Source organism: Methanobacterium sp. SMA-27 (assembly GCF_000744455.1).
Lineage (GTDB): Archaea > Methanobacteriota > Methanobacteria > Methanobacteriales > Methanobacteriaceae > Methanobacterium_B.
Genome location: NZ_JQLY01000001.1, coordinates 1,998,126 through 2,012,648, shown reverse-complemented (window position 1 = coordinate 2,012,648; position 14,523 = coordinate 1,998,126). Strand labels below are relative to the sequence as shown.

The following is a 14,523-nucleotide window of genomic DNA, read 5'->3' as shown; positions in this document are numbered from 1 at the left end:
TCACAAATATTATTTTAGGTGATTAAATTTTTGATATATTATTAGCATGTTTAATTGGTGTTATATGTGGTGCAATAACTGGTATCATTCCAGGGATTCATGTTAACACAGTTGACGCCTTTATCTTTGCTTCATCAACCTTTCTATTAGAATCATTTTCACCGGCATTTCTTGCTGTATTCTTACTTTCAATGTCAATTTCACATTCAATGATAGATTTTTTACCTTCTATTTTTTTGGGTGTGCCTGAAGAGGGTACTGTTCTATCAATTTTACCTGGTCATTATTTTATTCTACATGGGAGGGGTAGAGAAGCAATAAGACTAGTGACTATTGGAGGATTTGGTTCGTTGATTGTTACAGTAATTTTACTACCTCTCTTTGTAATGTGTTTACCTCCACTTTATGGCATATTAAAACCTTATATCTATATAATTCTGATATTAGCCGTAGTTTTCATGATAATACGGCTTAATGGAGATACATATTCAATGGCATGGTCAATATTTTTATTTATTTTTTCAGGAATTATGGGATGGGTAATGCTGAACACACCCATATCCTCTAATGTTTCTCTTTTAACAATGTTTACAGGACTTTTTGGGGTTAGTACTTTAATTTATAGTCTATCAAAGAACTCCATGGTACCGGTTCAAGACATTTTATTAGGTTTAAAAGTAAATAAAAAAGTTATTAGGGGAATAATTGCTGGAGGGATAGCAGGTAGTATTCTTGGATTTTTACCGGGAATGGGACCAGCTCAGGGAAGTATTTTGGCACAGGAATTAAGTGGTGGAGGGGATATGGGAAATAATCGAGAGGGGTTTTTGGTAGCAATGAGTGGAGTGAACGTATCCGATGCGTTATTTTCGCTCATGGCAATATATTTAATTGGAAATCCTCGAAGCGGTATCGCAGTATTTATTGATAGAATGATCGAGAATTTTGACGTGAACTACCTCCTCTTATTTGTATTTGTTTCTCTCACTGCAGTAGCAATATCAACCTTTTTATGTCTAAAGCTGGGAGATATGTTAATAAAACATATAAATCGAATAAACTATAGCAAACTTTCAAAACTAGTTATTACTTTTATGAGCGTATTAGTATTTTTTTTCGCACTTATTGAACATACAAATCTTTTGTATATATTACTAGTATATATCACTTCAATTTCTCTGGGTTTAATACCACATTATATTGGAGTTAACAAATCTAATCTAATGGGAGTTCTAATTGTTCCAGCGATTATTATTTATGCGGGGTTATAATTGTGAGTTAAACAAAATAAATTAAATAATAGAATTAATCTCCTAACTAATCACAATAACCTCTTTGCAAAATCCTTTTACAGAATTAATGAAATTTTCTGTATCAACACCAGGAAATGTATCAATAATACATATATCAAACTTCTCTTGGAGTGATTCTTCTAATTTCTTAATATCTTGACAGTAAACTTGGAAATTTTCACCTGATCCTATTAAACCTTTATTAACATCAAAAGAATCAGTATCATATCCATTTACTTGGAGATTCAGTAAAGTCATTTTTATTGCAGGATACCAAATATCATTGAATACAACTCTTTTTGCACCTGCTTTTAAACATGTTATTCCAAGTGTTCCAGGACCACAAGTACAATCAAGAATGCTTGGGTTTTTATATTTGTCTAAGAACGGTTTTAATATCTCAACTTTGGGTGATACTGGTTTAGAAAACTCAACATGAATTTCAGCTTGGTTTCGATAGATACATAATTCGCCATATGGTGTAAAAACCACATCACATCTCATGTCACACCCTGCAAGGAGTTTATATACATTAGGCTCAGAATCTGAATCTTTTAATCCAACTGTTTGCCGTATATCTCCATATAAAATACCTTTCACTTCGGGTATTTCATTTATTATTTTATCAGCACAATTTTTTGTTATTTTATCTGTTAATATGACCATTGAATTTTCCATAAGATAAGGTGGGGATTTTGTTGGATATGCTGGAGTTATTAAGGGTGTGCATGTATTTCTTAAAGTGGAGTTTTCATCTCTTATGCCCTCGTGAATCATGATTTTTAGTATATGTGCCATAACAACATCTAAATGTCTTTTTCCACAAGTACACAATCCAAAATTTTCATTCAATCGTTTAAATTCTATTTGATCTTTAAGTGGTTTGAATTTTTTAAGATGTGGATTTTTACAATGTACACAAGCTGGGTATTTATTCTTAATTTGTTTTAATATAGTTGCGGAATCTTTGACACACCCAGCTCCACATATGCAGTCCATGTTCATATGGTTAATTATATCTTTTAATAAACATATTTTTCTGATAAAAATTTTTTAATTTCTAACTATTTGATCCCATAATTTAATATCAATGTTTATAAAATTTGTATTTATTCGAATCTAATTAAATTTCTAGTGAGACATGGGGCAGGGAATGAATAATACAAAAATTTTAATTGTAGAAGATGAATCCATAGTTGCTAAAGATTTAAAGCAACGATTAGAAAATATGGGTTATTTTGTACTTGGAATTGTATCTAATGGAAAAGATGCAATATCAAAATCAAATGAAATGCAACCTAATATAATAGTAATGGATATTATATTAAAAGGGGATTTAGATGGAATAAAAACAGCCCAGATAATAAGAAAACTCCATGATATACCTTTTATATATCTTACAGCCTATTATGATAATGAGATATTAGAAAGAGCATCAATGACCAACCCATATGGTTATATAACAAAGCCATTCGATGATATTGGGTTATATACTTCCATACAGATGGCATTATACAAATTTGAAAGGGAGAAAAAATTGAAAAACGGTTCTAAACTGTTGAAATTCATAAAAAGAACCATAAAAAAAATAAAAAATATTGCAGCATGATTAATGGTAATTATTTTAATAAAGAGATGTAGTACTAATTTTTTTGATTATTATTTTTTTAATAATATATATTTTTTTTTACTTATCTGATGGTCTCAGGTTATCTTTTTTATAAGTTTCAACAAAATTTATTTGTAACAAATACCAATTGAAAATAGTATGTTTTTAGACGAAAATTTTTCAATATTTTTAATAGAACAATGGGGGTTTAAGCAATAATGGAGGATATAAGTAAAATTTATGAAATTAACGTTTTAATAAACGAACATAAAACACTATTTGAATTAAAAAATGAATTCTATTCAAAATATAATGAGATATTACTTATTAAAGATGATCCATCAAGTGATAGTTATCATAGATTATATGATGAGCTTTGGGATCTACATAGTAAAATAAGATGTTTGGATTTGGAAGTTGAATAATATAGCTTTGGTTGAAAAATCTAATTTAATATTACCACAAAAAGAATGAATATACTTCCAATCAAACAGTCACATTTTGTATATTATTAATATTTAAGCATAAAAATTAAATAAAATCAAATAATTAACAGCGGATATTATGATTTGGGGTAATGTTGTTATCTATTTTTATTTTTGTTGATTTATATCATAATATTCTAATTTAAATTATTCTGGATAATATGTTAAATACTGAAATATAGTAGATTCATTTATCTGAAAAAATTGACAAATTTTATAATTAGAAATAGTTTATCATTTGCATTGATTGTATTAAAAAACATTTAATTTCATGATCTTATTTTTAGAAAAAGAATACAATAATAAAAAGTTATCCTTAAATATTGGTTAAATTATATAGATATCTGAGAGTTATGAAAGATAAACGTAAAGAAATCCTCAGAGATCTTCTTGGGGAATTTGCTGATGATGATGAGTCTAAAAACGACTCAAATGACATATTTAAGCAGAGTAAAGAAAAAAAAGAAGAGCCGATACATAAGGCTCCGGATAAAAGTGAAGATTCGGCATTTAATTTAGATAAAGTCATGAAACGGCCTTCTAAACGTTCAAAGTCTGTAAAAAAAGTTTCGGATGTTTTAAAGGCAGAAATTATAGAAGAAGGTTTAATACCCACTTATAATGTGAGTCTTCCTAAGTTTTCTGAAAATGAACGATTGATATTCAACGAAGTTCGTGAAAAACTAGTTGAGGTAGCAGTGGCACAAGGTGAAGATTTTCGAATAGATGAAGGAAGTTTTATAGGGGAAGTAAAGGAATTTTTAAGATCTAAAGGCGTGAGGGATGTTGACAGACTGGCAACCCAAATATCACAGGAAATGCTTGGTTATGGTCAGCTAGATCCAATGATAAAGGATGACGACCTCGAAGAGATAATGGTGATAGGTGTAAATAGAAATGTGTTTGTTTACCACCGAAAGATAGGTATGATGATTACGAATGTTATTTTTGATGATGATTCCGATATCAAGGCAATAATTGATGTTATTGCTAGGCAAGTTAACCGTAGAATAGATCAACAAACGCCTATACTTGATGCTAGGCTCCCTGATGGTTCAAGGGTAAACGCAACAATACCTCCTGTTTCTGCAGATGGTGCAACATTAACTATTAGGAAATTCAGGAAAGACCCATTAACAATTGTAGATTTGATTAATTTCAAAACTTTATCCTCTCATCTTGCTGGTTTTTTATGGGTTTGCACCGATGGACTTGGTGTTAAACCTTGTAATGCTATAATTGCTGGAGGAACTGGTTCAGGTAAAACAACTACTTTAAATGCGGTTACAGCTTTCACACCTCCACGAGAACGTATAATAACAATTGAGGATACTTTAGAGCTTCAACTTCCTCATACTCATGTTTTGAGAATGGAAACCCGCCCACCTAATATTGAAGGGAAGGGAGAATTAACAATGGATACTCTTGTTAAAAATTCATTGAGACAGAGACCAGATAGAGTAATAGTAGGTGAAGTGAGGGGCGGTGAAGCTGTAACTCTTTTTACAGCATTGAACACAGGACACTCAGGTATGGGAACTGTTCACTCAAACACTGCGAGGGAAACTGTTACAAGATTGGTAAACCCTCCAATGAATGTACCAACTATCATGATTCCTGCCCTTGATTTTATTATAATGCAAAACAGGATGTACAGACCAGAAGGCGGCTCAATCAGACGTGTAACTGAGGTTGCAGAAATAGTGGGAATGGAAGAGGGCAATGTTCAGTTAAATAGAGTTTTTGAATGGAATAATGTTTCTGATAAGGTGGAATATGTTGGAATAGCAAGCCAAACCCTGCGAGACATAGCTGAACTTAGGGGAATAGGAATTACTGATATCGAAGAAGAGATCGAAAAAAGGAGACTTTTACTGGAGTATCTGGCAGATAATAACTTAAGATCCATAGAGGAAGTTGGAAATTATATTAACAATTATTATAAAGATCCTGAGCAAATTCTCGAAAAGATATTATAATTAGCAAAAGATAATTAAATTAATTATTAAACATTAAAGGGTACTTTTTGGTGATAAAATGGTTTTTGAAGGTCTCAAAAATTTCTTCAATAGAATAGGTGGAATGACCGTAGATTCAACTAAGAAGGTTGGCGAAGGAGTATCTGTACCAGTTGATAAACTGAGTCAAATTAGAACCAGAACCGGTAAAGTTGGTCAAGGATTAAAAAGGACCTCATCTAGTAAAAGTACTGTTAAAAGAACATCACCTCGTGTAATCGAAAAAATGCGTATGGACAAGGATGAGATAGAGATCTTCAAAGAATTAATTGATAAAAAATATGATAGGGGTTTGAAACCGGCCAAGGAAAAGAAGGTTAAAAAAGATGTTTATCAAAAGGCATCTTTAGAAGAACTTCTAAAAGAAGATGAGAAACAGGGCCTAGAACCAAGAATGATCATTGTAATGGGTGGAATTTCATTTGTTGTTGTGTTCATGCTCATGATCATACTCGGATTTGGAATAATTATAGGGGCAGCTTTTGGATTAATAATCCTCATGATGTCTTTAGTTATTGTTTACTTACCCAACATCAAAAAGGGGTCACGTTCAAACGAAGCATCAAGAGAATTACCATTTGCATTGAGACAAATGGCGACAGAACTTCGTGCAGGTATAGGAATGCACGATAGTATGAGGTCTGTTGCTCTCTCAGGTTATGGGGCTCTTTCAGAAGAATTTGCAAGAGCGCTTGAAGAAATAAAATATGGTGAAACAACTGAAAAAGCATTAGTTGACATGAGCGACAGGATAAATTCTGAAGGACTTCGAAGGGCTGTTTATCAGATAACAAGAACGCTTTCAAGCGGAGGAGATCTTGCAAAAACACTTAACGTTATTGCAGAGGACACTGCTTATGAATTAAGGATGAAATTAAAGGATTATGCCCAGAAACTAAATTCATTCACAATGTTATACATGTTTATTGCAATTCTTGCTCCGGTTATAACAATGATCATGTTAATAGCAGCTTCAACTGTAATGGGGGCTTTAATACCTCCTATACTACTTATTATAATGTATTTGTTCCTATTTCCAATGATAGTTGGTTTCTTAGCTTTCATGATTAAGAGATTAGAACCACAAGTATAATCCAATAAAAATTCTTAGGAAAAATTTTTTTATACTATTTTTTATAAGATTTTTAATAATATTCTAAATAAAATATTGAAAATTGTTAGAACCCAGCAGTATTGTTCTTTTTGTTTATAATAACCTCTCTATCAATAATTTTGATCAACAGATCAAATCACTTTTTAATCAAAAAGACATAGAATTTTGATAAAACGTAATACCCACATATTTATATATATATTGTTACATAGGAAAAACATCATTATAAATCATTAATAATTGGTGATAAGCATGGCACCTAAACCTAAGGAATTCAAGGACGATTTTTGGAAAACAAAGGATTTCAAGATATCAATAGGAGATATAATCCAGAAAGAAGGAACTCAAAGTACTGATGAACCATTGGTACCTATGGGTCCTACTCAAAAACCGAATGTAACAGATTTACGATCTTGGGACATGAAGTTACTGGAGAGATACGAGCCATTCTACGCTCCACTCTGCGATATGTGTTGTTTATGCACATATGGTAAATGTGACCTACTCGGGAAAAAAGGAGCGTGTGGTATTGATGCTGCCGCACAGCAAGCTAGAACAGTACTTCTTGCATGCTGTATTGGATCAGCAGCCCATTCAGGACACGCTAGACATCTCCTGGAATATCTCATTGATAAAAAAGGCAAAGACTTCCCAATAGATATGGGGACGGGCATAGATATTGAAGCCCCAATTATGAGGACATTAATAGGTAAAACACCTAAAAAATTAGGAGATTTAAAAGAAGCTTTAGATTATCTTGAAGAACAGATGGTTCACCTCCTTTCAGCTTGTCATACTGGGCAAGAAGGTAGTAGTATTGATTTTGAATCAAAAGCACTTCACGCAGGCTTAATGGATAATCTTGGAAAAGAAATAGGAGATTTGGCACAGATAGTTGCTCTTGACATGCCAAAAGGTGATGCTGAAGCACCACTGGTGGAACTTGGAATAGGAACAATTGACAGGGAAAAACCAGTGATTCTATGCATTGGACATAATGTTGCCCCTGGAGCAGGCATAATGGACTACCTGGAGGAGCAGAATCTTGAAGAAGATTTGGAGGTCTGTGGTATATGTTGTGCTGCAATAGATATAACCCGTTACAATAAAAATGCAAAAATTGTGGGTCCCATTTCAAAACAACTCAAATTCATACGAAGTGGTGTTGCTGATGTTATAATTGTTGATGAACAATGTATACGAACAGATGTGCTTGAAGAAGCCAAGAAAAATAATGCAGTGGTAATTGCAACCACTGATAAGATGTGTCTTGGACTTCCTAATAAAACAGATGAAGACTCTGATAAAATCGTATCAGAACTTGTCAACAACCAAATCGAAGGCGCATTGATATTAAACCCTGATAAAGTTGGGGAAGTAGCTGCTAAAGTTGCAATGAAAACATCAGAGGGACGTTCTAAAGTTAAAGTACTTCCAGATTTAGATGAAGTTGTTGAATTAGCAAAAGAATGTACAGAATGTGAATGGTGTGATCGTGTATGTCCAAATAGCATACCCATGATGGATGCTGTAATGGCTGCTAGTACGGGAGATCTCTCCCAGATGCAGAGACTTTATAACAATGACATCTGTTATTCCTGTGGAAGATGCGAACAAGAATGTCCGAGGGACATACCAATCATATCAATGATGGCTAAAATAGGTGAAATAAACCTCCAAGACCAGAAATATAACATAAGGGCAGGCAGAGGGCCTGTTCAAGATGTTGAAGTCAGAAGGGTTGGTGCACCTATTGTTTTAGGAGACATTCCTGGAGTTATAGCATTTGTCGGCTGCACTAACTACCCTGATGGTGGAGAAGAAGTAGCTAAAATGGCTGAAGAGTTCCTTGAAAGGAATTATATAGTAGTCACAACTGGCTGTGGAGCAATGACGCTTGGGGAATACAAGGATGAAGAAGGAAAAACTCTATACGAGCGTTATAGTGGATCTTTTGAAGCAAAAGGACTTGTAAACATGGGGTCTTGTGTTTCAAATGCACATATCCCTGGCGTGGCTATTAAAATCGCTAATATATTTGCTAAAAAGCCTTTAGAAGGCAATTTTGAGGAAATAGCAGATTATATACTTAACAGGGTGGGAGCATGCGGTGTTGCGTGGGGAGCATATTCTCAGAAAGCGGCTGCAATTGCAACTGGTGTAAACAGATGGGGAATACCTGTAGTTGTAGGTCCTCATGCTTCTAAATATAGGCGTTTATTCTTAGGAAGGACAGACAAAGAGGAATCATGGCAGGTCAACGATCTAAGAAATGGAGAAATTGTAAATGGGGAACCTGCACCTGAACACCTTCTTTATGCCGCTGAAACTATTGGAGAAGCAACCGTAATGACTGCTAAATTATGTTTAAGACCAAACGATACTTCAAAGGGTCGCCAGTTAAAGCTTAACCATTACATAGATCTTCACAAGAAGTACTTTGGAACCATACCCGAAGATATTTACAAGTTTGTAAGGGTTCAAAAGGATATTCCAATCACCTATAAAAGGGATGTTATGAAAATATTAGATGAAAAAAATTGGAAACCTAAAAAATTACCTCAAGAACCTTCTTTAATGGATATGAAAGGTGATTAGATGAATGAAAGAGTTATTCCATGGCAGCCAACTGTTATAGCAGGACCCAAACAGGCACTTATGGTGACACCTGAAACTGCTAAGATGATGGTTAAAAAAGCAAAAAGGCCGTTATTAGTATTAGGACCACTTGCAAAAGAGGAACCTCTTGTTACTCATTCAATTGAAATAGCTGAAAAATGGGATCTGCCCATTGTAACTACCGCAGATACCTTCAAGATTTATCTTGACAAAAGAGTAGAAACAAAGGCATATGGAATTGTTGAAATTATTAACCTCTTAAAAGACCCTGAATGGGAAGGTTTGAAAGGTGAAGGACAACATGATTTGGTTATATTCATTGGAGGCATATATTACATGGCTTCACAGGGTCTTTCAACTCTAAAGCACTTTGCACCACATCTTAAAACCCTTACACTTTGTAAATATTTCCACTCAAATGCAGATGCATCATTCCCTAATATGAAGGATAAAGAATGGTCAATATACCTTGAAAAAATGAAAACAGACTAATTAATTAAAAACTGGAATATATAGCATATATAAACTAGAAATAGATAAATCGGAGGAATGCAATGTTTGAGGATATACCTGTTGATGTCAGCCCAATGTACGAGGGAGAACGGATAAGATCGGCGAACATGTTCGTTGAACTTGCAGGCCCTAAATCCATAGGGGCAGAACTGGTTCAAGTAAAAGAAGATGTTGAAAACGGGAAAGTAGAGGTGATAGGCCCTAATCTCAGCGAGATGAAGGAAGGAGAAATATATCCATTCGGTATTCTCATTGAGATAAAGGGAGAAAAACTCGAAAAGGAACTTGAAGGAGTTATAGAACGTAGAACGCATGAACTTAGTAATTATATAAAAGGATTCATGCATCTAAATCAGCGCGATCAAATATGGTGTCGGGTGAGCAAAGAAGCTAAGAATGCCGGTTTTGAACTGGAACATCTTGGAAAATCTCTTTCTATACTTTTTAAAGAAGAATTTCCAATAATCGAGGAAATATCAATCACATTTTACACGGATAAAAAAGAAGTTGAAGCTTTCCTTGAAAATACAAGTAAACAATATGAAGAAAGAGATGCAAGGGCTCGAGAACTTTCAGACGAGGATGTAGATGTATTTTACGGTTGCGTTATGTGTCAATCATTTGCACCAACACATACATGTATTGTAACACCAGATAGAACAGCACTTTGCGGAGCAATTAACTGGTTTGACTGCAGAGCAGCTGCTAAAATGGATCCTGATGGTCCAATATTCGAAATTGATAAAGGAGAAGTATTAGACGAAATTAGGGGAGAATATGCCAATGTGAACACTGTAATGGCAGACAAATCTCAAGGAACAGTTGACAGAGTTTATCTACACAGTGTATTTGGATACCCCCATACTTCCTGTGGATGTTTTGAAGCGGTTGCATTTTACATACCTGAACTTGATGGCGTAGGAATTGTAGACAGGGACTTTAAAGGAGAAACACCTCTTGGAATTCCATTTTCTGCAATGGCAGGACAATGTTCTGGAGGAAAGCAAGTTGAAGGATTTGCTGGTTTAAGTCTGGAATACATGAGGTCACCAAAGTTTTTACAAGCAGATGGTGGTTATGAAAGGATTATTTGGCTTCCTAAAGCAATTAAAGATTCTCTTATAGATTTCATACCAGAAGATCTGGCTGATAAAATACCAACCGAAGAAGATGCAAATAGTATTAAAGAGATCAGAAAGTTCCTTAGAGAAAAAAACCATCCTATCATTGAAAGGTTGAAAGAAGCTAAAGCAAAAACTGCAGAAGAAACTGGTTCAGTTGAAGAAGAATCTTCTATAGAAATGGAAGCTATGCCTGAAATGGAAGTTGAAGGAGTACCTATGACACAAGTTGCATATGCACCAGAACTCACAGTACCTTCAGCAAGTGGTGGAGTTAAAATCATCTTCAGAAATGCTAAAATATACGCTGAAAAGGTGATAATTAAGAGAAAATAGAATTACAATAATAAATGAATAATATTGAAAATATTTCTATCTAAATAAATGGAGAGTATCTAGTGATAATCGCGGTAAGTGGGAAAGGTGGAACAGGTAAAACATTGCTTTCTTCCCTTTTAATAAAGGCTTTGTCAGAGAAAAATAAGGATATTCTTGCAATTGATGCAGATCCTGACTCTAATCTTCCAGAGGCACTTGGAGTTGAAGTTATAAAAACTGTTGGTGATGTGAGGGAAGAGTTGAAGGTTGACACTGCGAAGGGTAACATTCCCAAGGATATGAATAAATGGGATATTCTTGACTACAAGATAATGGAGTCTGTAGTTGAAACACCAAAATTTGATCTTTTGGTTATGGGAAGACCGGAAGGGAGTGGATGTTACTGTGCAGTTAATAATATGCTGAGAAAGATTATAGAAACCCTTTCTGCAAACTATGATTATATAGTTATAGACACAGAGGCAGGACTTGAACATTTAAGTAGGCGTACAACTCAAAACGTTGACACAATGTTAGTTGTAACAGACAAATCAAAAAGAGGAATATTGACAGCTCAAAGGATTGGAGAACTTTCTAATGAGCTGGATATAAACTTCAAAAAGATGTTTCTTGTTGTTAACAGAATCACTCCAGATAACAAAGATATGATAATTAAAAAAGCCAAAGAAACTGGTATTGAAATTATTGGAACCATTTACGAAGATGAAGAAGTAGCAGAATATGATATTGAAGGAACACCTCTCGTGAACCTTCCAGATGATTCTAATTCTGTTGTTACAGTTTCAAAAATCGTATCTAGGATTTTAAATTCAAATTAAGGATGTGTATCAATGGATAAAATGACACAACTTCTTAAACTATTGGAAAATACAGACACCATAGAGATAAATGATTTTAGAATGGACTTTGATGAGCTGGAAATTAATTTGATGCCAGCCGTCCAAAAAATGGTGCAGCAGGTTGCTCAAAAGCAAGCTGTTATTGCAAAGGAAACATTGCCAACTATAGAACCATTTGCACCACCGGTGCACAACTATCCGGGTGAGGTTGCTGAGGTTCAACTGGGTGCAGGTACAAGGAAACCGGTTTTCTTGGGTGGTCAAAAGGCACTTTACAGATTTGAAGAAGCACAACCAAATGCTCCTGTTGTTACTTTTGATGTGTTTGATATTCCCATGCCTGGCCTTCCTAAGCCAATAAGGGAACATTTTGAGGATGTTATGGAACATCCTGGAGAATGGGCAAAAAAGGCTGTTAAGGACTATGGAGCAAACATGATCACTATACATTTAATAGGAACTGGTCCAAAGGTAATGGATAAAACTCCACGTCAAGCTGCACAGGATATAGAAGAAGTACTCCAGGCAGTTAAAGTTCCTCTGGTAATAGGAGGGTCAGGAGATCCAATAAAGGATCCTATTGTTCTTGAAGCTGCTGCAGCTGCAGCTGAAGGTGAGAGATGTCTGCTTGCTTCTGCAAACCTTGATCTTGATTTCAGAAAAGTTGCAAAGGCTGCTATGGATTATAATCATGCAGTACTATCTTGGGCAATAACTGACATTAACATGCAGAAAACTCTTAACAAGTACTTAATGAAGGAAGGATTAACTCAAAAAGATATTGTCATGGACCCAACAACATGTGCCTTGGGGTATGGTGTGGAATTCTCAATCGATGTAATAACCAGGACTAGACTGGCTGCACTGAAAGGAGACACAGATCTTCAGATGCCAATGTCATCAGGTACAACCAATGCATGGGGTTCTCGTGAAGCTTGGATGAAAAAAGATGAATGGGGACCAACAGCTTACCGTGGACCAATATGGGAAATTATAACGGGTCTTACAATGATGTTATGCGGTGTCGATATATTCATGATGCTTCATCCATCGTCTGTACAGATGCTCAAGGAAATAGGAAATACATTCACAAGGGATTACCTTTCAACTGATGTCCCTGATATTACAAACTGGATTACGGAACTTGAATAAGGAGGTTTTAGATTGCAAGTCACTGCAATGGAAATTTACAGGCTACTTCCCAAGACCAATTGCGCCAAATGTGGAGAGGCTTCTTGTATGGCATTCGCCACCAAACTCTCAGACAAGGAAACAGACCTTGAACTTTGCACACAAATGGCAGCAGATGAACTGGAAAAACTTGAAAACCTATTGGCACCTGCCGTGAGGGAGATAACTATAGGAAAAGGCTCAAAAGCTATGATAATGGGTGGTGATGAGGTTCTTTATAGATATGAACTCACATATTATAACCCAACGCCTATGGTAATTGATGTAAACGATAATATGGATGATGAAACTCTAAAAGAGAGAGTTAAAATCATTGAAGAATCTGAATTTGAAAGAACAGGTGAAAAACTTGTTCTTGATGGTATTGCCATAAGGAATGTTTCAGGAGACAATAATAAATTTGCTGAAACTGCATCAAAACTAAAATCATCTAAATTACCATTGGTTCTATGTTCAATGGATCCAGAGGCAATGAAGGCTGCTCTTGAAAAAGTTGGAGACGAAAGACCACTCATATATGCTGCAACAGAAAATAACATTGAAGATATGGCATCTCTGGCTATTGAATATGAATGTCCTTTAGCACTGTTTGTTCCAAATGATCTTGAAAAAATGAAAGAACTTTCGAGGATACTTAGATCTAAGGGAATTAAGGATATTGTACTCGACCCTGGAACATATGTGGATGATGGAATTGGTGACACACTCGATAACTTCGTTATGATCAGAAGATTGGCAATTGAAGAGAAAGATGAAGACTTTAGATTCCCTATTCTAGGAGTTCCCGCTTTAACGTGGTTATATGAAAAGGACGAGGTGCAAGGCGGCATAAAAGAGGCCACCATAGCAGCAACACTCATGAACAAATATGCGGATATGTTAATTATCCATGGAACCAATATATGGGAGCTCATACCTGTACTAACTCTTAGACAGAGCATTTTCACAGATCCAAGAAAACCACAAATGGTTGATCCTGGTATTTACGAGTTTGGAGAACTCGATGAAAACTCACCTGTTTTACTGACAACTAACTTCGCTCTCACATATTACACTGTTGAAGGAGATCTAAAATCAGGTAAAGCAAACTGTTATCTACTTGTTCTGGATACTGAAGGCCGAGCAGTTGATGTATCTCTTGCAGGAGGACAACAATCTGGTAAATCTGTTTCAGATCTTATTAAAGAATCTGGAATAGAAGAAAAGGTTAAAACGAGGACTTTAATTATACCGGGACTATCTGCACCATTAAGTGGGGAAATTGAGGATGAATCTGGATGGGATGTTGTTGTTGGTCCAAGAGATTCGTCAGCAGTACCTGATTTCTTTTTAAAATTGAAAGAAAAACAAGAAGCAAAATAAAAAAGTGATAGGAATGATCTT

General features: G+C 35.0%; 12 protein-coding genes. 11 read left to right on the top strand and 1 reads right to left on the bottom strand.

Annotated features, from left to right (window positions below):
* The first annotated feature begins 26 nt into the window (after positions 1 to 26).
* The gene (locus tag DL91_RS10090) at positions 27 to 1,271 is read left to right on the top strand and encodes a tripartite tricarboxylate transporter permease (protein ID WP_048191457.1); all 1,245 of its coding nucleotides are present in this window, start codon (positions 27 to 29) and stop codon (positions 1,269 to 1,271) included.
* Positions 1,272 to 1,313: 42 nt separating this feature from the next.
* Here DL91_RS10090 and DL91_RS10085 read toward each other — a convergent pair whose 3' ends face one another.
* Positions 1,314 to 2,297, bottom strand: a complete 984-nt coding sequence (locus DL91_RS10085) for a 50S ribosomal protein L11 methyltransferase (RefSeq protein ID WP_048191455.1) — start codon at positions 2,295 to 2,297, stop codon at positions 1,314 to 1,316.
* A gap of 148 nt (positions 2,298 to 2,445) precedes the next feature.
* On the opposite strand from DL91_RS10085, the gene DL91_RS10080 reads away from it, so the two are divergent.
* From DL91_RS10080 to acsC, 10 genes are all read left to right on the top strand, one after another.
* Positions 2,446 to 2,901, top strand: a complete 456-nt coding sequence (locus DL91_RS10080; RefSeq protein WP_048192715.1) for a response regulator — start codon at positions 2,446 to 2,448, stop codon at positions 2,899 to 2,901.
* Between the two features lie 218 nt (positions 2,902 to 3,119).
* On the top strand, positions 3,120 to 3,326 hold the full coding sequence (locus DL91_RS10075; RefSeq protein WP_048191453.1) for a hypothetical protein: 207 nt from the start codon (positions 3,120 to 3,122) through the stop codon (positions 3,324 to 3,326).
* A 413-nt stretch (positions 3,327 to 3,739) separates the two neighbouring features.
* Entirely contained in the window at positions 3,740 to 5,365 is a 1,626-nt protein-coding gene (locus DL91_RS10070; protein WP_081882658.1) for a CpaF family protein, read from the top strand.
* Positions 5,366 to 5,423: 58 nt separating this feature from the next.
* Entirely contained in the window at positions 5,424 to 6,497 is a 1,074-nt protein-coding gene (locus DL91_RS10065; RefSeq protein WP_048191452.1) for a type II secretion system F family protein, read from the top strand.
* 273 nt (positions 6,498 to 6,770) lie between these two features.
* Positions 6,771 to 9,116: a CO dehydrogenase/acetyl-CoA synthase complex subunit alpha gene (gene cdhA, locus DL91_RS10060; protein ID WP_048191451.1), complete on the top strand. Its 2,346-nt coding sequence runs from the start codon at positions 6,771 to 6,773 to the stop codon at positions 9,114 to 9,116.
* Complete coding sequence (cdhB, locus tag DL91_RS10055) at positions 9,117 to 9,629, top strand: CO dehydrogenase/acetyl-CoA synthase complex subunit epsilon (RefSeq protein ID WP_048191450.1); 513 nt, start codon at positions 9,117 to 9,119, stop codon at positions 9,627 to 9,629. It begins immediately after the preceding gene.
* 62 nt (positions 9,630 to 9,691) lie between these two features.
* On the top strand, positions 9,692 to 11,107 hold the full coding sequence (gene cdhC, locus DL91_RS10050; protein WP_048191447.1) for a CO dehydrogenase/CO-methylating acetyl-CoA synthase complex subunit beta: 1,416 nt from the start codon (positions 9,692 to 9,694) through the stop codon (positions 11,105 to 11,107).
* A gap of 62 nt (positions 11,108 to 11,169) precedes the next feature.
* Positions 11,170 to 11,928 carry an AAA family ATPase gene (locus DL91_RS10045; RefSeq protein ID WP_048191446.1) on the top strand — a complete coding sequence of 253 codons (759 nt, stop codon included), beginning with the start codon at positions 11,170 to 11,172 and terminating at the stop codon, positions 11,926 to 11,928.
* A 12-nt stretch (positions 11,929 to 11,940) separates the two neighbouring features.
* Positions 11,941 to 13,101, top strand: a complete 1,161-nt coding sequence (cdhD, locus tag DL91_RS10040) for a CO dehydrogenase/acetyl-CoA synthase subunit delta (protein WP_048191444.1) — start codon at positions 11,941 to 11,943, stop codon at positions 13,099 to 13,101.
* A 12-nt stretch (positions 13,102 to 13,113) separates the two neighbouring features.
* Positions 13,114 to 14,502: an acetyl-CoA decarbonylase/synthase complex subunit gamma gene (gene acsC, locus DL91_RS10035; RefSeq protein WP_048191443.1), complete on the top strand. Its 1,389-nt coding sequence runs from the start codon at positions 13,114 to 13,116 to the stop codon at positions 14,500 to 14,502.
* The last annotated feature ends 21 nt before the right edge of the window (positions 14,503 to 14,523 follow it).

Coding starts and splice junctions, on each gene's coding strand:
- DL91_RS10080 (WP_048192715.1), top strand. CDS start 2,446: ATGAATAATACAAAAATTTTAATTGTAGAAGATGAATCCATAGTTGCT.
- DL91_RS10070 (WP_081882658.1), top strand. CDS start 3,740: ATGAAAGATAAACGTAAAGAAATCCTCAGAGATCTTCTTGGGGAATTT.
- cdhD (WP_048191444.1), top strand. CDS start 11,941: ATGGATAAAATGACACAACTTCTTAAACTATTGGAAAATACAGACACC.
- cdhA (WP_048191451.1), top strand. CDS start 6,771: ATGGCACCTAAACCTAAGGAATTCAAGGACGATTTTTGGAAAACAAAG.
- DL91_RS10085 (WP_048191455.1), bottom strand. CDS start 2,297: ATGAACATGGACTGCATATGTGGAGCTGGGTGTGTCAAAGATTCCGCA.
- DL91_RS10065 (WP_048191452.1), top strand. CDS start 5,424: ATGGTTTTTGAAGGTCTCAAAAATTTCTTCAATAGAATAGGTGGAATG.
- cdhB (WP_048191450.1), top strand. CDS start 9,117: ATGAATGAAAGAGTTATTCCATGGCAGCCAACTGTTATAGCAGGACCC.
- cdhC (WP_048191447.1), top strand. CDS start 9,692: ATGTTTGAGGATATACCTGTTGATGTCAGCCCAATGTACGAGGGAGAA.
- DL91_RS10075 (WP_048191453.1), top strand. CDS start 3,120: ATGGAGGATATAAGTAAAATTTATGAAATTAACGTTTTAATAAACGAA.